Here is a 17471-nt window from a genome sequence, read left to right as displayed (position 1 = left end):
TGGTGCCAGCCATCCCTCTTTTGTGCCGACGAAAAATCCTCGTCACACGCAGGCTAACGCCGTACCCGCGGCATCCCCAGACCGATCCAGGAGATGATCTCCCGCTGGATCTCGTTGTTGCCGCCGCCGAAGGTGAAGATCACGGCCGACCGGTAGCCGCGCTCCAGCTCACCGTGCAGCACCGCTCCCGCCGAGCCCTCCTTGAGTGCTCCCGGCGCGGCGACGATCTCCATCAGCCAGGCGTAGGCGTCCCGGCGCGCCTCGGAGCCGTAGACCTTGACCGCGGAGGCGTCCTGCGGGGTGAGCGTGCCGTCCTGCACGGCGCTCACCATCTGCCAGTTCAGGAGCTTGAGGGCGTCCAGCCTGGTGTGGGTCCGGGCGAGGCGGCGGCGCACCCAGGGCAGGTCGATCACCCGGCGGCCGTCGGCGAGCTTGGTCTCCATGGCCCAGCGCTGGACGTCGTGCAGGGCGCGGATGGCCATCGTGCCGTGGGCGGCGAGGGTGACGCGCTCGTGGTTGAGCTGGTTGGTGATCAGGCGCCAGCCCTGGTTCTCGGCGCCGACGCGGCGGGAGACGGGGACGCGGATGTTCTCGTAGTAGCTGGCCGTGGTGTCGTGCGAGGCGAGGGTGTTGATGAGGGTGCAGGAGTAGCCGGGGTCGGTGGTCGGGACGAGGAGCATGGTGATGCCCTTGTGGGGCGGGGCGTCCGGGTCGGTGCGGGTGGCCAGCCACACCCAGTCCGCCGTGTCGCCGTTGGTCGTCCAGATCTTCTGACCGTTGACGACGTACTCGTCACCCTCCCGTACCGCGCGCGTCCTGAGCGAGGCCAGATCCGTGCCCGCGTCGGGCTCGCTGTAGCCGATCGCGAAGTCGATCTCGCCGGAGAGGATCCTCGGCAGGAAGTACGCCTTCTGCTCGTCCGTGCCGTACTGCATGATCGTCGGGCCGACGGTGTTGAGCGCCATCAGTGGCAGCGGCACGCCCGCCTGGGCCGCCTCGTCGAAGAAGATGAACTGTTCCATCGCGGTCAGCCCGCGTCCGCCGTACTCCTTCGGCCAGCCCACGCCGAGCCAGCCGTCAGCGCCGAGCCGCCGGACGGTCTTGCGGTAGTGGCGCTTCTGGGCGGCCGGATCGGTGAACCGGGTATGGGCGAGGTCCGGCGCCAACTGTGCGAAGTAGTCGCGCAGTTCGCTGCGCAGCCGCTGCTGCTCGGGCGTGTATTCGAGGTGCACGGCGCCTCCAGGCTCCCAAGGCCGGTCCTGACGGCGCACACCGTAGAACGTGTTCCAGAAATTGGGAATGGCGAGGCGGGGAATGGCCTGGAGCGGCGGGGTCCGAGGGTCAAGTCATCCGGCGGGTTCAGCCGAGCGTGGCCATGAACTCCGTACAGGCGCGTGCGCAGTCGCGGCACGCCTGAGCGGCGTCCTCGGCGTCCGGGTACCGGTCGAAGGCATGCGCGCCCTCCAGACACACCGTCCGGGCCCACTCCAACTGGACGCGCAGGGCGGTCTCGTCCAACTGGTTCTGCTCGGCCAGCACCCGGCAGGTCGCGTCACACACCTCGGCGCACATGATGCCCTTGCGCCGCAGAAGTTCCTGCTCCTCGGTCCCGTCCGGATCCACCAGACTCGCGCGCACGGCGCAGGCCCGGGCGCACTCGGTGCAGGCCTGCGCGCACGCGAAGCGGTCCTCCAGGAACTGGACGAGCTGCTGCTGGGATGTCGTCTGTGTCACATCGGTCGGGTAGCCGGTCCAGGGGTGCCCAAACCCGGTGCTCGCAAGGGTCCCGACCGGTTACGGGCACTCCGTGCCGGGCACCCGGTCCGTGCAACGACGACGGACGGAGGTGTCCCCGATGCCCGGACGACAGGAGCTCCCGTCGACCCTGGAGCGCTCCTCGAAGGACGCCCAGCACACCTGGATCAAGGCGCACGACTCGGCCGTCGAGCAGTACGGCGAGGGCGAGCGGGCCCACCGGGTGGCGTACGGCGCCCTGAAGCACATGTACGAGAAGGTCGGTGACCACTGGCAGCGCAAGGAGGGCGGCCGCAAGGGGCCCTCGGACCCGCAGTCGGCGCGGCCCCGGTACATCGGCGGCCGCAGCGGCGAGGGCGTCGACGAGAAGGCCTCGAAGCAGCACCTCTACGACATCGCACGTGAGCTCGACATCGAGGGCCGCTCCCGTATGTCCAAGGGCGAGCTGCTCGGCGCGATCCGCAAGGCGAACCGGTCGAAGACCCGCGCAGCACGGTCGGGGTGATCGGGTTCACGCGGGGTGCCCGGGGTACTCGCGGGCCATGAACATCGCATGGACGGACATCGCCGCGGAAGGCGCGCTCGGCATCGGACTGATCGTCGTCGGCCTGGCCGTCGTGGCGCTGCTCATCGGCGCCTTCGTGCTGGGCGCACGGATCAGGCGCCGGGAACCGCCGCCGCCACGCCCCGAGGAACAGCCACAGGTGCCGGAGGACGGCCCGGTCCGTGAGGTCCAGGAGAACCGGGAGCCCGCCGACGTTCCCAGAAGCGACCGTCGGCTGACCCCGCACGAACTGCCCGCCCACGGCAACGTGCCCTCCCGCTCCAGCCCGTCGAAGCGGCGGCGCCGCTGGGCCGAGGGCGGCAGCGGGTCGTTCGGCAGCGGGGGCTCGGGCCGCACCTGACGCCCATCCGCGAAACAGGCGGCCGGCCGTCGCGCCGCACCGTCCGGCCGTCCGAGGCCGCCGTACACAGGGAAGTGAGAACCATGGCCGACCCCGCGCGCAACGCCCTGCCACTGCCCGATTACGACCACCTGCCGATCCGCGGCCTGGAGAGCCGCGTACGATCGCTGACCGCCGGAGAGGTGGAGGAACTGCTGGCCTACGAGCGCTCGCACGCCGACCGGCTCACGGTGACCGAGCTGCTGGGCACCCGTCTGGAGCAGCTCGAGGCCGGCGCCGAGCCGACGTCCGGCGATCCCGGCGCCCTGCGCCCCGAGAGCGGCGCTCACCGGTCGGGCTCCCCGGTGTCCCCCGCTACCTCGCCGGAGCCCCACGGCCCGCCGCCGCACGGCACCCCGGACCAGCGGGGCAAGCCGAAGAGTGATCGTACGTAACTGTCCGTTTCCCGGCACGGGGGCGAGGGCACTCGTGATCCGTGCTGTGGAGGAGGAGAAGGGCCCGGGCCGGCGCACGGGCCCGACGTGCGACCGAACACACCGCGGACTACATCGACGGGCGGCTGCCGCTCTACGAGGGCGGCGGCCTCCTGCGCAAGGCGTTCCCCGACCACTGGTCCTTCCTGCTCGGTGAGATCGCCCTCTACAGTTTCGTCGTCCTGCTGCTGACCGGCGTCTGGCTGACGCTGTTCTTCCACCCGTCCATGACGGAGGTCGTGTACCACGGCTCGTACACGCCGCTCGACGGGACGCGTATGTCGGCGGCATACGAGTCGACGCTGGACATCAGTTTCGACGTGCGCGGCGGCCTGCTGATCCGTCAACTGCACCACTGGGCGGCGCTGGTGTTCCTCGCCGCGATCGGGCTGCACCTGCTGCGGATCTTCTTCACGGGCGCGTTCCGCCGGCCCCGCGAGGTCAACTGGCTGATCGGCGTGACCCTGTTCATGCTGGCGCTGGCCGAAGGCTTCGCGGGCTACTCGCTGCCGGACGACCTGCTGTCGGGGACGGGCCTGAGGATCGCCCAGGGCATCATGCTGTCGATCCCCGTCGTCGGCACGTACGTCAGCTTCTTCGCCTTCGGTGGCGAGTTCCCCGGCGAGGAGCTGATCCCGCGGCTGTACAGCCTGCACATCCTGCTGATCCCCGGACTCCTGCTCGCGCTGATCGCCGTACACCTGATCCTGGTCTTCCACCTGAAGCACACGCAGTGGGCGGGCCGCGGCCGCACGAACCGCAACGCGGTGGGCAAGCCCATGTTCCCGCAGTTCACGGCCACGTCGGGCGGCCTGTTCTTCATGGTGTTCGGAGTGCTGACCCTGCTGTCGGGGGTGGCACAGATCAACCCGGTCTGGGCGTACGGCCCCTACCGCGCGGACATCGTGTCGACGGGTTCGCAGCCGGACTGGTACGTCGGCTTCCTGGAGGGCTCGCTGCGCCTGGTGCCGCCCTGGGAGACGGCGGTCGCGGGGCATACAGTGATGTGGAACGTGCTGCTGCCCGCGGTCGTACTGCCGGGGATCCTGTTCCTGGTTCTGTACGCGTACCCGTTCGTCGAGCGCCGGGTGACCGGCGACCGGGCGGAGCACCATCTGTGCGACCGGCCCCGCGACAACCCGGTGCGTACGGGGCTCGGTGTCGCCGCGATCGGCTGCTACGCGGTCCTGCTGGCCGCGGGCGGCAACGACATCCTCGCCGACACCTTCAAGATCTCCGTGAACGCGCTGACCTGGGTATTCCGGATCGCCTTCGTGGTGCTGCCGGTGCTCGCGTTCATGGTCACCAGGCGGGTCTGTGTGGCGTTGCAGGAGGCCGACCAGGAGCGGCTGACGCAGGGCGAGGAGACCGGCGAGGTGCGGCAGACCCTCGCGGGCGGGTACGAGGAGAGCCACGAGCCGCTCGACGAGGAGCGGCGCCACGTGCTGGAGAGCTACGGCTACCGCGTCGAGGAGGAACCGGAGCCGTCCGCGGGTGAGTTGGAGCGCTGAACGTCCCGCCCCGCGTGACCGCCCCGCCCCGCGTGACCGCCCCGTCCCGCGTGCTGGAAGACCATCCCGAACACCCCGTGGCCGAGTACACCGAGGCCCAGCAGGAAGAGCCACAGACCGTAGACCACGCCGAGCGCCGCCAGGACGGAACCCACGGCGGTCGTGATCGGCCAGGGGCTGTGCGGCGAGAAGAAGTCCAGCGGGCCCGCTGTGTCGGCGATCTCGGCATCCCGGCGGTCCTGGGCGCGCAGGCCGCGCCTGCGGTACTGCATGTGCAGGAAGAACGCGACGAGCGCGGCCATCAGGAAGGCGACGATCAGTACGGCGGTGCCCGCGGGTTCCCTGGAGCGCCAGCCGTAGCCGACGGCCGTGACGAGGAAGAACGCCGCGACGCCGATGAACAGACGGGATTCGGTCCGCATCAGCCCTCCTTGACGATGTCCGGGTGGTGCAGCTCGAACGCCGGGGACTCGGAGCGGATCCGGGGCATCGCCGTGAAGTTGTGGCGTGGGGGCGGGCACGTGGTGGCCCACTCGAGGGAGCGGCCGTAGCCCCAGGGGTCGCTTCGGTCCACCCGCCGGCCGTGGTGGGCGGTGCGCCAGACGTTGTAGAGGAACGGCAGGGTGGACAGGCCGAGCAGGAACGCGCCGATGGAGCTGATGGTGTTCAGGGCCGTGAAACCGTCGACGGCCAGGTAGTCGGCGTAGCGGCGTGGCATGCCCTGCTCGCCGAGCCAGTGCTGGACCAGGAACGTGGTCTGGAAGCCGACGAAGAGCGTCCAGAAGTGGATCTTGCCGAGGCGTTCGTCGAGCAGCTTGCCGGTGAGCTTCGGCCACCAGAAGTAGAAGCCGCCGAACATCGAGAACACGACGGTGCCGAAGAGTACGTAGTGCAGATGGGCGACGATGAAGTACGTGTCCGTGAGGTGGAAGTCCAGCGGCGGTGAGGCGATGAGCACGCCGCTCATGCCGCCCAGCAGGAACGTCACGAGAAACCCCATCGCCCAGAGCATCGGCGTCTCGAAGGACAGTGAGCCCTTCCACATGGTGCCGATCCAGGCGAAGAACTTGATGCCGGTCGGCACGGCGATGAGGAACGACATCAGGGAGAAGAAGGGCAGCAGCACGGCACCGGTCGCGAACATGTGGTGGGCCCACACCACGGCGGACAGCATGGTGATGACGATGGTGGCGCCGATGAGGCCGAGGTAGCTGAAGAGCGGTTTGCGGCTGAACACCGGGATGATCTCGGAGATGATCCCGAAGAACGGCAGCGCCACGATGTACACCTCGGGATGCCCGAAGAACCAGAACAGGTGCTGCCACAGCAGCGCGCCGCCGCTCGCCGAGTCGTAGATGTGCGCCCCGAACTTGCGGTCCGCCTCCAGGGCCAGCAGGGCGGCGGTGAGGACGGGGAACGCGGGCAGGATGAGGATCGAGGTGAACAGCACGTTCCAGGTGAACAACGGCATCCGGAACATGGTCATGCCGGGGGCGCGCAGGCACAGGATCGTGGTGATGAAGTTGACCGCGCCGAGCGTGGTGGACACACCGGTCAACACCAGTCCCATGGTCCACAGATCGCCACCCGAGCCGGGGCTGCGCACGGCACTGTTGAGGGGCGCGTAGGCGAACCAGCCGAAACTCGCGGCTCCGCCGGGCACGAGGAAGCCGGACACGACCATCAGACCGCCGCCCAGGTACAGCCAGTACGACAGCGCGTTCAGCCGCGGGAACGCCACGTCCGGGGCGCCGATCTGGAGTGGCATGACGGCGTTGGCGAACCCGGCGAACAGCGGGGTCGCGAACAGCAGCATCATGATCGTGCCGTGCACGGTGAACAGCTGGTTGTACTGGTCGTTGCTGAACAACTGCAGGCCGGGGCGGGCGAGTTCGGCGCGCATCAGCAGCGCCAGGACACCGCCGAGGAGGAAGAAGCCGAAGCTGGTCGTCAGGTAGAGGTTGCCGATCACCTTGTGGTCGGTAGTCGTCGCCCACCGCACCAACGCCCGGCCGAGGCCCGCGCGCGACCGGTGCGGTGCCGCCTGCTGCCGCCCGGCCCTGCTCTCCACCGCCATGCGGCGCTGGGTACCCCGGCTGTGGTGGCGTCAGTCCTGGGCGCCGGGGCATTCACCCGTGCGCCTCAGCCGCCTTCGCCGAACCTCCGCGCGAGCTCCCGGTGGTGCTCCGCGACCCGGCCCGCCTCCGCCGAGGTGACGACGGCGCCCGGCATGGCACCCAGCCGTTCGATCTGCTCGGCCAGGCGGAGGTGCTGGGCGTGGCCGTGCTCGCGGCAGGTCAGGCAGGTGACGCTCTCGGGCCGCGGCGAGGTCATCGCATACGGCACCCGCAGCCCGCAGCCGGTGGCGACGTCCTCCGGCAGATCGCCGACCAGGCCGAACGTGCCGGCCAGGAGGTCGCGAACGCGGGCGTCGTGACGGGGCGCGCTCAGCTCGACGTGAATGTGTGGATCGGCATCGTCCATGAACCCATCATGGGGTGCGCCGCTCAGCGCGGGTCAGTACCGTGCTGTTCATGGCCGGCGACAAGGCGGAGAAGCTGCCGCGCAAGACGTACGAGAAGGAACTGCTGCGCCTGCAGACGGAATTGGTGAAGTTGCAGGAGTGGGTGCGGACGGAGGGCGCCCGGCTGGTCGTGATCTTCGAGGGGCGGGACGCGGCGGGCAAGGGCGGCACCATCAAGCGGGTCACGGAGCACCTCAATCCGCGGGTGGCGCGGATCGCGGCGCTGCCCAAGCCGACCGAGCGCGAGCGCACCCAGTGGTACTTCCAGCGCTACATCGGGCATCTGCCGGCCGCCGGGGAGATCGTGCTGTTCGACCGCAGCTGGTACAACCGGGCCGGTGTCGAGCACGTCATGGGTTTTTGCAGCAAGGAGGAGTACCAGCTCTTCCTGCGTCAGTGCCCCATCTTCGAGCGGATGCTGGTGGAGGCGGGGATCCTGCTGCGCAAGTACTGGTTCTCGGTGAGCGACGAGGAGCAGCAGGACCGCTTCCGGCGCCGCCTGGAGGACCCGCTGCGGCGCTGGAAGCTGTCGCCGATGGACCTGGAGTCGATCACCCGCTGGGAGGAGTACTCCCGGGCCAAGGACGAGATGATGGTGCACACAGACATCTCCGAGGCGCCGTGGTACGTCGTCGAGAGCGACGACAAGCGCCGGGCCCGGCTGAACATGATCGCCCATCTGCTGGACTCCGTGCCGTACAAGGACGTGCTCCCCCCGGTCCTGGACCTGCCCGAGCGGCCGGAGTCGACCGGCTACCAGCGACCGCCGCGCGATCTGCAGAACTACGTTCCGGACCACGCGGCCGACCTCTGAGCCCGGCGCAGGGGCGGCTCACCGCGCTCACTCCTCCCCGGACCGGACGACGGCGACCGGGCAGTGCGCGTGGTGCAGCAGGGCCTGGCTGACCGAGCCCAGGAGCAGCCCGGCGAACCCGCCCCGGCCGCGCGCCCCGGCCACCACGAGCCCGGCGTCGGCGCTGGCCTCAATGAGGGTGTGGCGGATCCGGCCGCGCACCAGCCTGCGGTCCACGGCGACCTCGGGGTAGCGCTCGCGCAGCCCGCCCAGCGCCTCGGCGAGCACCCGCTCCTCCTCGTCGCGCAGCCGCTCCTCGTCGTAGGTCACGAAGGGCGGGTCGGCCGGGGCGTCGTAGGCCCGCTCGGTCCGGGTGCTCCAGGCATGCAGCGCCACCAGATGCGTGCCATGCGTGGCCGCCTGGGCGAAGGCGAACTCGACGGCGCCCCGGGCCGCGGGCGAGCCGTCGACGGCGAGCAGGACCGGCCCGCCCGGATTCGGCCTGCCGCGCACCACCAGCACCGGACAGGCGGCGTGCGCGGCCAGATGACCGGCGGTGGAGCCGAGCAGCAGCGCGCCGAACCGGCTCAGGCCCCGGCTGCCGACCACGACCAGGGACGCGGTCCGCGACTCGATCTCCAGCACGGTCACCGGCTCGCCGACGACGATCTCGCGCATGACCTCGACGCCGGGCGCCGTCTCGTGGACGCTCCGCTCGGCCTTGGCGAGCGTGCCGTCGATCAACTCGCGCACCCCGCCGCCGCCCGGTTCCCACAGCCGCCCGCCGTGCGGGATGTGCGCGGCCGGCCAGCCGAAGGCGTGCACCAGCCGCAGCCCCACGCCCCGCAGCCCGGCCTCGCGCGCCGCGACCTCCACAGCCGCCAGACTCGACGGCGAACCGTCCACCCCCACGACAACCGGGCCGTTCATCGCGCTCCCCTTTCCGTACCGGATCCGCGGGCCGTACGACACCTCCGCGCCGGAGCCGAGGCCGCTCCACGCGTCTACCGGACCGTCGGCTGTTGTCTCCCAGCCTCTCTCCGGCGACCGCCTCCCGCACAGGCCCGGTTCACTCGGGCAGGACCAGCCGCCCCGTCTCGCCCGGCTGAATGGCCACCTCGCGGCCCGGCAGCCGTACGTGGATCGGTGTGACGTCGTGCGACGGCACCGCGATCTCCAGCAGTCCGCGTTCCAGACGCAGCCGTACGCCCCAGTTGCCCTGGTAGCGCAGGGCGAACCCGTAGGAGGACAGCTCGGGCAGCGGCACGGGGTCGAGCCACAGGGCGCCGCGCCGGGTCTCCAGGCCGGTCAGCCCGCGCTGGACGAGGTCGAGGGTGCCGGCCATGGCACCCAGATGGATGCCCTCGCCGGTGGTGCCGCCCTGCACGTCGGCGATGTCGCCCTGGAGCGCCTCCTGGCAGAACTTCCACGCCTCCTCGCGCCGGCACCGGGCCAGCACCCAGCCGTGGACCAGGCCGCTGAGGGTGGAGCCGTGGCTGGTGCGGTGCATGTAGTAGTCCACGGTGCGCCGCCACATGTCCTCGTCCAGCCGGACCCCCAGCCTGCGGAACAGGCCCCCCAGTTCGGCCGGTGCGAAGAGGTAGCCCAGCATCAGGACGTCGGCCTGTTTGGAGGCCTGGTAGCGGTTGACGGTGTCGCCCTCCGCCTCCAGGATCCGGTCGAGGCGCCGGATGTCGCCGTACCGTTCGCGGTAGCCGTGCCAGTCGAGTTCGGCGAGGTCGCCGTAGCCGGCGAACTGGCTGATGACGTCGTCGTGGAGCGGGACGTGGACCGTGCGCGAGACGTCGTCCCACCGTTCGAGTTCGCCCCCGTCCAGGCCGGTGCGTTCGACGAGTTCGCGGCGGCGGGGCTCGGGGAGGATGTCGAGCAGTTCCAGAGTGCGGGCGAGCACCCAGGCGGCGGTGACGTTCGTGTACGCGTTGTCGTCGAGGCCGGGCGCGTCGGCGTCCGGATAGGACTCGTGGTACTCGTCGGGGCCGACGACGCCCCTGATGCGGTAGCGGCCCAGACTGTCGTCGTAGACGGCCTTGTCCGCCCAGAAGCGGGCGATGTGCAACAGCATCTCGGCGCCCTTGGTGTGCAGGAACTCCGTGTCGCCGCTCGCCTCGCAGTACTGCCACACGTTGTAGGCGATCGCCGAGCCGACGTGGTGCTGGAGCCGGGAGTGGTCGGGCAGCCAGCGCCCCGAGCGCGGGTTGAGATGCAGTTGCTGGGTCTCCTCACGCCCGTCGCTGCCGCTCTGCCAGGGGTACATCGCGCCCCGGCGGCCCACCGCCTCGGCGCTGGTGCGGGCCTGTTCGAGGCGGCGGTGGCGGTAGCGGAGCAGGGCGCGGGAGACCTCCGGGAAGTGCAGGTTGAGGAAGGGCAGGACGAACAGTTCGTCCCAGAAGACGTGCCCGCGGTAGGCCTCGCCGTGCAGTCCCCGGGCGGGCACGCCGACGTCGAGGTCGGCGGTGTGCGGGGAGAGGGTCTGCAGGACATGGAAGAGGTGCAGCCGCAGGATGCGGCCCGACTCACCCGGCACGTCGAGTTCGGCACGGCGCCAGAGCTGGCCCCAGGCGGTGCGATGCGACCGGGCCAGCGATTCGAAGCCGGGGGCCCGGCCCACCCGGTCGACGGCGGCGTGCAGCGGGTCGCTGATGGCCGGGTCGCGGGAAGTGTGCAGGGCCACTGTCTTGTCGACGGTGACGGTGTGGCCGGAGACCATGTCGAGCGTCAAGCGCTGGAGGGCGTACGGCCGTTCGTGGCGGGTCGTGACCGACGCCTCGACGCTCAGCCGGGCCGCGATGCCGATCCGGGTGTCGGAGGTGCGGGTACGGCAGCGCAGCCAGACGGTGTCCGGCGTGGCGGTACCGGTGTGGACGTGGGTCAGATGGCGGCCGTCGAGGTCCCGGTAGCGCTGCACGCCGGAGTTGGTGACCGAGCCGTCCAGGGCCGCCTCGACCTCGAGCGGACCGGAGAACCCCTCGGCCGTGAACTCGGTGCGCAGGGCCGCCAGATGAGGGTCGGCCATGTGCACCAGCCGCAGTTGACGAACCGTCAAGGCCTGGCCTGAGCCGAGGTCGTAGCGCGTCAGGCGTTCCAGCAGCCCGTCGGACAGACGCAGCAGCTGCCGGTGTTCGAGCACGGGCGTGGTGTCGGGGACGATCCAGTTCCCGTCGGGGATGCGGAAGCGCAGGGGCAGCCAGTTGGGGACGTTGACCATGTCCTCGTTCTCCACCTGGCGTCCGGCCACCTCGGAGGTGAGCCGGTTGTAGATGCCGGCCACATAGGTTCCCGGGTAGTGGACGTCGTCCGCGGCGCACTCGGGCAGCGCGCCCCGGGTGGCGAAGTAGCCGTTGCCGAGCGTGCACAGCGACTCCCGGAGGCGTTCGTCGGCGGGCACATAGCCCTCGTACTCCCAGCTCCAGCCCGTCGCTTCGGCCCGCGGGCTCCGGTCGTCGGTCACTTCGGCGCTCCTCCCGCGCAGAGTTCTCCGAGGTCGTGTACGACGATGTCGGCGCCGTGCCGCAGCAGCCGCGCCCCGGTGTCCGCGCCGGCGGCCCGGTCCACGCCGACCACCAGGGCGAAGCCGCCGCGCCGGCCCGCCTCGACGCCGGCCAGGGCGTCCTCGACGACGGCGGCCCGGTCGGCGGGGACGCCGAGCCGGCGGACCGCCTCCAGGAACAGGTCGGGTTCCGGCTTGCCCGCCAGGCCCAGCCGGGCGGCCTCGCCGCCGTCCACCAGGGCGTCGAACAGGTCGCGTACCCCTGCCCGGTCCAGCAGCTCGCCGGCGTGCCGGGAGGCGGAGGCGGCGGCCCGGGGCACTCCCGCGGCGCGCAGCGCCTTCACCAGCCGCACCGTCCCCGGGTAGGCGTCGACGCCCTGCTCGTGCAGCCGCCGCGTGAACAGGCGCTCCTTGTCCGCGGCGACGGCCCGTACCGTGTCCGCCGACGTCTCGATGCCGCGCGCGGCGAGGAAGGCCGCCGCTCCGTCGAGGCGGGACTTGCCGTCGACGTGGCGCAGATAGTCGTCCCGCTCGTCGAAGGGGCGGCGAAGCGCGGGGTCCTCGGGCGGGTGGGCGCGCAGGAAGGCGTCGAAGGCCTCCTTCCAGGCGGCGGCGTGCACCCTGGCCGAGTCGGTGATCACGCCGTCGGTGTCGAAGACGACGGCGTGTACGGCGCGCAGGACGGGGGCGAGCGCGTCGCGGGACGTGTCGGGACTGCGGGGCGGGGGCATCGGTCACCCCGACCGCGGCAGGACGGCGACCGGGCCGGGCGCGGGGCGGCACCGTGCGCGTACGGCATCCAGGGGATGCCCGCGTGCGCCGAAGTCACGGAAGGCGAACCGCACGGCCTCCTCACCTCCGCTCGACGGCTCTCCCGCGCCGGGCGGGATCCGCTCATGGGTACCCGCCAGACCCGCCTTGTCACCTCCGGGCGCCCCACTTCTGCCGCAAGGGCGCCGACCGGCCCTGGCGCATCCGCCGCGCCCGTGGTGTGCTGGAGGTGACGGGAAGGACCCGGAACGACGCGGAGAAGCGGCTCACGGCCGTGCACCGCGCAATCAGGATCCGCGAGAAGCGGATGGGGCCCTTCCCGCCCCGTGTCGTCGCCCGTCGTTTCCCGGGGCGCCTCGCCACACGCACCCCTGGCTCACCCCACACCTCTCATGACACGCCACCGCAGGCCCGTGCGCATCCCCGGGGGCGGGGGCGTCAGTCTCCGCGGTACAGCGCGGTGAGCAGCTCGATCGCCGCCTGCGCGGCGGGATGCGGGTCGTCGCGCCACCAGGCCAGCCGGACGGCGACGGGTTCGGCGTCCCGCACCGGCCGGTAGACGACACCGGGGCGCGGGTACTGGTGGGCCGTGGCCTCGGCGGTCATGCCGACGCAGCGGCCGGTGGCGATCACCGTGAGCCAGTCGTCGACGTCGTGGATCTCCTCGGTCGCCGGGCGCGAGTCGGGCGGCCACAGTTCGGTGGTCGTGGTCCCGGTGCGGCGGTCGACCAGGAGGGTGCGGCCGCTGAGGTCGGCCAGCCGGACCGCGCGGCGCCGGGCCAGCGGGTCGTCGGCGGCCACCGCGCACAGCCGCCGCTCCAGCCCGACGATGGCCGAGTCGAACCGCCGGTCGTCGACCGGCCGGCGCACGACGGACAGGTCGCTGGCGGCCTCGGCGAGCCCCGCGGTGGCCGAGTTGACGCGGACGAGCTGCAGATCGGTCGCCGGGTGCGCGGCGGCCCAGCGACGCTGGAAGGCCGGGGTGTGCCGGCCGAGCGCCGCCCAGGCGTAGCCCATCCGCAGCCGGTCGTGCCCGGAGGCGGCCTCCCGGACCAGGTCGTCCACCTCGCCGAGTACGCGCCGGGCGTGCGCCAGGACCCGCAGTCCGGTGCCGGTCGGCGTCACCTCGCGGGAGGTCCGCCGCAACAGCCGTACGCCCAGGGCGCGTTCGAGGGAGGCGAGGGAACGGGAGACGGCCGCCTGGGAGACGCCGAGGGCGATCGCGGCGTCGGTGAAGGTGCCCTCGTCGACGATCGCGACGAGGCAGCGCAACTGCCTCAGCTCCACATCCATGACTGGAGCGTATAGCTGAGGACGTCAACGCATTTCTCGCAAGGGTGGAGGGGTCTCCACGATGGGCGCATGCGCACCCGCCCCGCATCGGCGCCCGCTCCGGCGCCCGCCTCCGCAGCCTCTTCCGCGCGCCCCGAGCCGGCCGGCGGACGTCTCGCCGGTCTGGCCACCATGGTCGGCAGCGGTCTGTCCAACCAGACGGGCGCCGCGATCGGCTCCCTCGCCTTCCCCGTCCTCGGTCCCCTCGGCGTCGTCGCCGTGCGCCAGTACGTCGCCGCCCTGGTGCTGGTGGCCGTCGGCAGGCCTAGGACGCGTACGTTCACGTGGGGCCAGTGGTGGCCGGTCGTCCTGCTGTCGCTCGTGTTCGGCACCATGAACCTGTCGCTGTACTCCGCGATCGAGCGCGTCGGCCTGGGCCTGGCGGTGACGCTGGAGTTCCTCGGCCCGCTCACCATCGCGCTGGCGACCTCCCGCCGCCGCGTGGACGTCTGCTGCGCGGCGATCGCGGCGGCGGGAGTCGTCACCCTGATGCGCCCTCAGCCCTCGACCGACTACCTGGGAATGGCGCTGGGCCTGCTGGCCGCCGTCTGCTGGGCCTCGTACATCCTGCTCAACCGCACGGTCGGCCGTCGCATCCCCGGAGCGCAGGGCGCGGCGGCCGCGTCCTGCCTGTCCGCGCTGATGTTCCTGCCGGTCGGCGTGATCGTCGTCCTCCGGCATCCGCCGACGACCGGCGCCGTCGCCTGCGCGGTCGCCGCCGGTGTGCTGTCCTCGGCCGTGCCGTACGTCGCGGACCTGTTCACCCTGCGCCACGTCCCGGCCCGGGCCTTCGGACTGTTCATGAGCGTCAACCCCGTCCTCGCGGCCCTGGTCGGCCTGATCGGTCTGGGCCAGGAACTGGGGGCGCCGGAGTGGGCGGGCATCGGCGCCGTCGTGGCCGCCAACGCGCTCAGCATTCTGACGTCACGGAACTGACGCGGAGACACTTCTCACAGGGCCGCTCACCGGACCGGCTCCGCGACCTTGGTGGTCTTGCCGAGGAGCCACTCCAGCGGTCCCCGGCGGATGAACCGGGACCACAGCACGGCGAACACGGTGACAGTGACGACGAAGCCGACCAGAACGTGCGGCTGCGAGCCGCCAGTTCCTCGATGCCGAGGAAGTGATGGCCACCACGTGGTCGCACCATGGCCTTGTCGGCCTCGGGGAACGGGCCGAACTCCTCGACGGCACCTTCGAGTCCGGCCCGACAGCCGAGGGCGGCTACCAGGTACGGCTCCGGCTCCCGGCCCACACCGACTGACAGCCGCGGTGAGCCACACCCCCTGATCGGGGGGATGTTGTCAGACCCAGGGATGAACTCCCGTCCCCTCAGTGAACGCACCGCGCGCGTTCCTCCTCTTGCACGGCGAAACACCCCCCACCGGAAAGGGATGTGCCGTGCGCACACGTACGCGTATACGTACGACCTCTGCCAGACAGGTGATCCTCGCCGTCACCGCGGCGGGCTCCGTGCTCGCCAGCCCGCTCTCCCCCGCCTTCGCGGCACCGTCGACCGCGACCGCCGACCTCCGCGCGGACGTCGACCGCGACGGCCGTGTCGACGTCACCGGCGACACCGACACGGCCGGCGAGGACAGTTGGTCCGTCGGCCGGGGAGCGGTCTACCTGCCCAACCTCGACGACGACACCAAGCGCTGCCCGGTCAGGGGCCCGGGTGGCCGGCCGCTGTCCGACGCCAAGCTGGCCGCCTGCAACGACGCCTCGGACAAGAAGGTCAACGGGCGTGCAGACGCCGCCGATCTCGCCCGGGTCCGCTCGGTGCCGATGCCGGGCCTGGCGTCCGGGGCGAAGGGCAGCGTGCAGGTGACGGCCGGGGCCAAGTACACCCGGGTCTTCCTCAACCGCTCCGGTGCCTGGGTGCCGGTCACGGGTGAAACCCGGCTGTCGGCGGCCGAGTTGCGCTCCGGCGTGGAGTTCGGCGTCGAGGCCACCGACATCATCCGGGACACCGCGAAGTGGGACGGCCGGGCGGTGATCCGGCTGAGCGTGACGTCCGCGGGCGCGACCACGTCCGACACGGTCACCCTGCGCGTCGCCCCGCTCCTGACCCACCACCACCTGCAGAACACGCAAGCGGTCATGGTCACCAAGCTGCCCGGCAACAGCCCCGCCGACCAGCCCTACCGGCAGTTCGTCAAGAACCTGGAGACGGAGGTGCGGCGGGCCGGGATCACCAAGCCGCTCGTGACCTTCGACAAGTACGGCGACATCTGGGCGCAGGACTTCGTCGAGCCGGCCTACGTCAGCATGACCGGCCCCGGCGGGCGGCGGCAGGCGATGCGCGTGATGCTGCGCTCCGCCCAGCCCGACCGTGAGGCGGGCCGGGAGCTGTTCGAGAAGCTGCGCGGCCGCGACGTCGGGGTGGTGCAGGTCTCCGGCGTGCGCGACTCGGAGGAGCACACGCTCAACTCCACGGGGAACCTGGAGACCATTCCGCCCTACACGCACGGCGGACGGTCCTTCCCGGCCGGCCGCGTCATCATGGGCCAGCGCAAGGACACGGGTTCCAAGCCGGCGCAGGCGATGCGCACCCTGCTGAAGTCCCAGGGTCTGCAGGACCCGTTGCTGCTGGACACCTCGTGGCTGGGCGTCGGGCACGTCGACGAGTTCGTGCAGTTCCTGCCCGCCGACACCCCGCGCGGCTGGCGGATCGGCGTCGCCGACCCGCGGGCCGGGCTGAAGCTCCTGCAGGACGCGCAGCGTGACGGCCACGGCCGCACCAGGATGTTCTCCGTCCCGGGCCTCGGGGGCGAGCCGGCGCCGAAGGAGACCATCGACCAGGCTCTCGCCTCCCGGCACTTCGTGGCCGACAACACCATGGCGGCCCAGCGCATCGAGGCCAACCTCGACATCCTCAAGCGCGAGACCGGCGTCACCGACGCGGAGATCGTGCGCGTGCCGGCCCTGTACACCCGGGAGGCGGAGATGTCGGCGGCCGACGGGCAGGACGTGCCCGTGCCGCGGCTGACGCGCATGGGCGGCGACCCGGCGCTCGTGAAGAGCCTGGACAAGTACGGCCAGCAGAAGTGGCTCGACCAGGGCCGCGGTGCCCCCGGCGCCCGGGCCGCCGTCCGGACGAGCGCCTATGTCCCCGGCGCCGTCAACGGTGTCCTGCTCGCCCGCGACCGCTATCTCGCCCCGCGCCAGTGGGGACCCGTCATCGGCGGCAAGGACATCTTCACGCAGGCCGTCACCGCCGTGTACACGCGAGCCGGTCTGAAGGTGTCGTACATCGACGACTGGTACACCTACCACCTGGGCATGGGCGAGGTGCACTGCGGCACCAACACGCTGCGGGACGCCTCCGCGGCCTGGTGGAAGTCGAACTGACGGCCGTGCGGTCAGCCTGACCACCGTGTCGTCAGCCTGACCGTCGGGTGGTCCGCGTCTGCCCGTGCGGGCGCGGACCACACCCCTCCGGTGGCGGCTACACCTCGATGTGCGAGCCCATGATGACCGTACGGTCGCGAGGGAGGCCGAAGTACTCGGCGGCATCCGCCGTGATGTAGGAGGTGGCGATGAACAGCCGCTTGCGCCAGGGGGCCATGGTGGGTGCCGTGCCGCGCCGGAGCTCCATCTTCGACAGGAAGTAGGACGTCTCGTCGAGCCGCAGCGGCCCCTCGGTCGCGGACGGGTCGAGCAGCGCCAGGGTGCCGGGCACGTCCGGGGTCTCCATGTAGCCGAACCGGGCGGTGACGTGGATGATCCCGTCGTCGGCGTAGCCGAGGTCGTCCACGACGACCCGCCGGTCGGCCGGGACACGGGGCACCGGCTCGGTCTTCAGGGCGAGGATCACGACGTGTTCATGTCGGACGTGGTTGTGCTCGACGTTGGCCCGCATGGCCAGCGGTGCGGTCTCCTTGCCCCGGTTGAGG

The 17471-nt window shown here is 71.5% G+C and carries 18 protein-coding genes; 8 read left to right on the top strand and 10 right to left on the bottom strand.

The annotated features are described in order from the left end of the window. Nucleotides 1-53: 53 nt before the first annotated feature. Both IF78_RS0107995 and IF78_RS0107990 read right to left on the bottom strand, forming a co-directional pair. A complete protein-coding gene (locus tag IF78_RS0107995; RefSeq protein WP_031480037.1) occupies nt 54-1232 on the bottom strand; it encodes an acyl-CoA dehydrogenase family protein in 1179 nt (392 codons plus the stop codon). A 127-nt stretch (nt 1233-1359) separates the two neighbouring features. Next, entirely contained in the window at nt 1360-1734 is a 375-nt protein-coding gene (locus IF78_RS0107990) for a four-helix bundle copper-binding protein (protein ID WP_031480035.1), read from the bottom strand. A gap of 121 nt (nt 1735-1855) precedes the next feature. On the opposite strand from IF78_RS0107990, the gene IF78_RS0107985 reads away from it, so the two are divergent. From IF78_RS0107985 to qcrB, 4 genes are all read left to right on the top strand, one after another. After that, complete coding sequence (locus IF78_RS0107985) at nt 1856-2260, top strand: ChaB family protein (protein ID WP_031480033.1); 405 nt, start codon at nt 1856-1858, stop codon at nt 2258-2260. A 37-nt stretch (nt 2261-2297) separates the two neighbouring features. Further along, the gene (locus tag IF78_RS0107980; protein WP_031480031.1) at nt 2298-2660 is read left to right on the top strand and encodes a DUF6479 family protein; all 363 of its coding nucleotides are present in this window, start codon (nt 2298-2300) and stop codon (nt 2658-2660) included. Nucleotides 2661-2743: 83 nt separating this feature from the next. Next, nucleotides 2744-3094, top strand: coding sequence for a DUF8129 domain-containing protein (locus IF78_RS0107975; RefSeq protein WP_031480029.1), 351 nt, complete (start codon nt 2744-2746; stop codon nt 3092-3094). A 41-nt stretch (nt 3095-3135) separates the two neighbouring features. Beyond that, the gene (qcrB, locus tag IF78_RS0107970) at nt 3136-4644 is read left to right on the top strand and encodes a cytochrome bc1 complex cytochrome b subunit (protein ID WP_031480027.1); all 1509 of its coding nucleotides are present in this window, start codon (nt 3136-3138) and stop codon (nt 4642-4644) included. Here the strand turns inward: qcrB and ctaF are convergent. The 3 genes from ctaF to IF78_RS0107955 all read right to left on the bottom strand — a co-directional run bounded on the left by ctaF (nt 4593) and on the right by IF78_RS0107955 (nt 7128). Continuing rightward, the gene (gene ctaF / locus IF78_RS0107965) at nt 4593-5066 is read right to left on the bottom strand and encodes an aa3-type cytochrome oxidase subunit IV (protein ID WP_031480025.1); all 474 of its coding nucleotides are present in this window, start codon (nt 5064-5066) and stop codon (nt 4593-4595) included. The genes qcrB and ctaF overlap by 52 nt on opposite strands. Further along, nucleotides 5066-6721 carry an aa3-type cytochrome oxidase subunit I gene (gene ctaD, locus IF78_RS0107960; protein ID WP_031480023.1) on the bottom strand — a complete coding sequence of 552 codons (1656 nt, stop codon included), beginning with the start codon at nt 6719-6721 and terminating at the stop codon, nt 5066-5068. The genes ctaF and ctaD overlap by 1 nt, the downstream gene beginning before the upstream one ends. 65 nt (nt 6722-6786) lie before the next feature. Then, the gene (locus IF78_RS0107955) at nt 6787-7128 is read right to left on the bottom strand and encodes a hypothetical protein (protein ID WP_031480021.1); all 342 of its coding nucleotides are present in this window, start codon (nt 7126-7128) and stop codon (nt 6787-6789) included. Nucleotides 7129-7178: 50 nt separating this feature from the next. On the opposite strand from IF78_RS0107955, the gene ppk2 reads away from it, so the two are divergent. Next, nucleotides 7179-7982 (top strand): polyphosphate kinase 2, encoded by an 804-nt coding sequence (gene ppk2 / locus IF78_RS0107950; RefSeq protein WP_031480019.1) that lies wholly within the window; start codon nt 7179-7181, stop codon nt 7980-7982. A gap of 27 nt (nt 7983-8009) precedes the next feature. On the opposite strand, the gene IF78_RS0107945 is transcribed toward ppk2, so the two are convergent. The 4 genes from IF78_RS0107945 to IF78_RS0107930 form a co-directional block, all read right to left on the bottom strand. Next, a complete protein-coding gene (locus IF78_RS0107945; protein WP_031480017.1) occupies nt 8010-8891 on the bottom strand; it encodes a universal stress protein in 882 nt (293 codons plus the stop codon). Nucleotides 8892-9030: 139 nt separating this feature from the next. After that, nucleotides 9031-11430, bottom strand: a complete 2400-nt coding sequence (locus IF78_RS0107940; RefSeq protein ID WP_031480015.1) for a glycoside hydrolase family 65 protein — start codon at nt 11428-11430, stop codon at nt 9031-9033. Beyond that, entirely contained in the window at nt 11427-12200 is a 774-nt protein-coding gene (locus IF78_RS0107935; RefSeq protein WP_031480013.1) for an HAD family hydrolase, read from the bottom strand. The genes IF78_RS0107940 and IF78_RS0107935 overlap by 4 nt, the downstream gene beginning before the upstream one ends. A gap of 478 nt (nt 12201-12678) precedes the next feature. After that, nucleotides 12679-13533, bottom strand: coding sequence for a LysR family transcriptional regulator (locus IF78_RS0107930; protein WP_031480011.1), 855 nt, complete (start codon nt 13531-13533; stop codon nt 12679-12681). 69 nt (nt 13534-13602) lie between these two features. On the opposite strand from IF78_RS0107930, the gene IF78_RS0107925 reads away from it, so the two are divergent. From IF78_RS0107925 to IF78_RS0107910, 3 genes are all read left to right on the top strand, one after another. Further along, nucleotides 13603-14508, top strand: a complete 906-nt coding sequence (locus IF78_RS0107925) for an EamA family transporter (protein WP_078662349.1) — start codon at nt 13603-13605, stop codon at nt 14506-14508. A gap of 190 nt (nt 14509-14698) precedes the next feature. Then, entirely contained in the window at nt 14699-14836 is a 138-nt protein-coding gene (locus tag IF78_RS47525; RefSeq protein WP_425314601.1) for an ATP-binding protein, read from the top strand. A gap of 137 nt (nt 14837-14973) precedes the next feature. Next, nucleotides 14974-16926, top strand: coding sequence for a protein-arginine deiminase domain-containing protein (locus IF78_RS0107910; protein ID WP_031480007.1), 1953 nt, complete (start codon nt 14974-14976; stop codon nt 16924-16926). A gap of 97 nt (nt 16927-17023) precedes the next feature. Here IF78_RS0107910 and IF78_RS50810 read toward each other — a convergent pair whose 3' ends face one another. Beyond that, nucleotides 17024-17437: a KUP/HAK/KT family potassium transporter gene (locus tag IF78_RS50810; protein WP_425314603.1), complete on the bottom strand. Its 414-nt coding sequence runs from the start codon at nt 17435-17437 to the stop codon at nt 17024-17026. Between the last annotated feature and the right edge of the window lie 34 nt (nt 17438-17471).

Source organism: Streptomyces bicolor (assembly GCF_000719285.1).
Lineage (GTDB): Bacteria > Actinomycetota > Actinomycetes > Streptomycetales > Streptomycetaceae > Streptomyces > Streptomyces bicolor.
Note: the sequence above shows the minus strand (reverse complement) of the source record. Positions and strands in the feature narration are given on the sequence as shown.

Coding starts and splice junctions, on each gene's coding strand:
- IF78_RS0107985 (WP_031480033.1), top strand. CDS start 1,856: ATGCCCGGACGACAGGAGCTCCCGTCGACCCTGGAGCGCTCCTCGAAG.
- IF78_RS0107980 (WP_031480031.1), top strand. CDS start 2,298: ATGAACATCGCATGGACGGACATCGCCGCGGAAGGCGCGCTCGGCATC.
- IF78_RS0107975 (WP_031480029.1), top strand. CDS start 2,744: ATGGCCGACCCCGCGCGCAACGCCCTGCCACTGCCCGATTACGACCAC.
- ctaF (WP_031480025.1), bottom strand. CDS start 5,066: ATGCGGACCGAATCCCGTCTGTTCATCGGCGTCGCGGCGTTCTTCCTC.
- ctaD (WP_031480023.1), bottom strand. CDS start 6,721: ATGGCGGTGGAGAGCAGGGCCGGGCGGCAGCAGGCGGCACCGCACCGG.
- IF78_RS0107955 (WP_031480021.1), bottom strand. CDS start 7,128: ATGGACGATGCCGATCCACACATTCACGTCGAGCTGAGCGCGCCCCGT.
- ppk2 (WP_031480019.1), top strand. CDS start 7,179: ATGGCCGGCGACAAGGCGGAGAAGCTGCCGCGCAAGACGTACGAGAAG.
- IF78_RS0107945 (WP_031480017.1), bottom strand. CDS start 8,891: ATGAACGGCCCGGTTGTCGTGGGGGTGGACGGTTCGCCGTCGAGTCTG.
- IF78_RS0107935 (WP_031480013.1), bottom strand. CDS start 12,200: ATGCCCCCGCCCCGCAGTCCCGACACGTCCCGCGACGCGCTCGCCCCC.
- IF78_RS0107930 (WP_031480011.1), bottom strand. CDS start 13,533: ATGGATGTGGAGCTGAGGCAGTTGCGCTGCCTCGTCGCGATCGTCGAC.
- IF78_RS0107925 (WP_078662349.1), top strand. CDS start 13,603: ATGCGCACCCGCCCCGCATCGGCGCCCGCTCCGGCGCCCGCCTCCGCA.
- IF78_RS47525 (WP_425314601.1), top strand. CDS start 14,699: ATGGCCACCACGTGGTCGCACCATGGCCTTGTCGGCCTCGGGGAACGG.
- IF78_RS50810 (WP_425314603.1), bottom strand. CDS start 17,437: ATGCGGGCCAACGTCGAGCACAACCACGTCCGACATGAACACGTCGTG.